We start from the raw sequence: 1,619 nt of genomic DNA on the forward strand, positions 1-1,619 counted from the left end.
GGCTCTGTCGCTCTTTCGGTGGTGACGGAGCGTCAGGCCAAGAGGATGCGGTGGCGGAGCAGCGCGAAGCCGGCTCGGCCGTGCATCTGGCGCATGATGCGTTTGGTCTTGGTGTTCACGCCTTCGGTGCCGCCGTTGTGGAAGGGCAGGGTGACGGCCGCATGGACGGCGTCGCGGTCCTGGTCGAGGCCGCGGATGAAGGCATGCAGGTGAGGGAGGTCGGCGGCGCGGGCGATGGCGATCCACGCGTCGAGACGGTCGGCGTTGTCTTCGCGTGGCCGGAGCAGGTCGGCGAAACCGCGGACGAGTCCGGCCAAGTCGATCATCTCGGGGCAGGCGGCGGTGAGGTCGTCCAGCAAGTGCCGGTGCTCATCCTTGAGGTTGTCCGGGTGAGTGAGCAGGAGCCGGGTCAGGCGGCGGGGCGCGATGGGTAGCCGGTCGGCTTCGACTCGCCCTTGGGTGATGTAGCGGTAGAGGAGGTTGAAGCTGCCCGGGTAGCCGAGGGCTCTGATCTCATTGAACAGGTGCAGAACGGGGACGGCGGGGTCTTCGGCACGGCGGCGGCGCAGGTGGTCGCGATAGGGGTCGACGAGGGTGGGCCGATATTGCGGGGCGCGTTGCAGGCGCATCGGTTCGGGCACGCGGGCGTAGCGTTTGACGGTGTTGAGGCCCAGGTTCAGCCGGCGGGCGCATTCCAGCAGGCCGACGCCCTTGCCGAGCAGGTCGTGGACCTGGTGCCAGCGTTCGCGGGTGGTCTGTGCACGCTTGCCGTCCTTGATCGGGGGGCCGGCCTTGGCCCAGCAGGCGCTGTGTCCAGCCACTTCTTTGAGCACGGCCTCGCCGAAGTTGTGCCACAGGTGCCAGCGGTCACCGACTTGGGTGGCGTGGGGCAGGGCGCGGCGGATCGCTTCGGCGTAGGCGCCCGAGCCATCCCGGCAGACCACCTGCACCCCAGGATGGGCGCGCAGCCAGGCCTCGAGCACATCGGCGGTGCGGCCAGGCAGAACATCGATGCGCTGGCGGGTCTCGGCGTCGATGAGCACCGTGGCGTAGCGATGACGCCGACGCAGAGCGAAGTCGTCCACGCCCAGCACGCGAGGCACCCGCAACGCAGGCAACGGCAGACGCAGCAGCAGGCGCAGGGCGGTATGCCGCGATAAGCGCACGGCCAGCGCGGCTAACGCCCGCATGCTGGCGCGTCCGGCCAGTTCGCGGACCACCGCGCCGATCTGCGAGGTCAGGCGAAGGGTGCGGCGCTGGTAGCGTTCCAGCACCCCGGGCACCTGTTCCCGGAAGGTCTGGCGGCAGCTGCGGGTCGGGCAGACCAGGCGGCGCATCCGCACCACCACCAGCACCCGGCGTCCATCGATCGCGACATCGGCCACGCTCCGCTGGTGATAGCCGTGCACGCGCGCTGTCTCGGCCCCGCAGCCAGGACAGGTGGCCGAGCCGTCCGGGGTCCGCGCGCGTACCCGAATCTGCTCGCCCTCGTCTGTCACCTCTTCCACAACGAGGGGCGATAGCCCCGAGAACACCGTACGTACGAGTCCGTCATCATCAAGCACAACTCAGCGTGACGCCACAGCACGATCCGTCACCACCGAATCCGAGACAGAGCC

General features: G+C 69.3%; 1 protein-coding gene. It reads right to left on the reverse strand.

The window, feature by feature from the left end:
• Nucleotides 1–32: 32 nt before the first annotated feature.
• Nucleotides 33–1,565, reverse strand: a complete 1,533-nt coding sequence (locus ACWD0F_RS52075; protein ID WP_449890586.1) for an ISL3 family transposase — start codon at nt 1,563–1,565, stop codon at nt 33–35.
• Nucleotides 1,566–1,619 lie beyond the last annotated feature (54 nt).

It is taken from the genome of Nonomuraea sp. NPDC002799 (assembly GCF_053592075.1).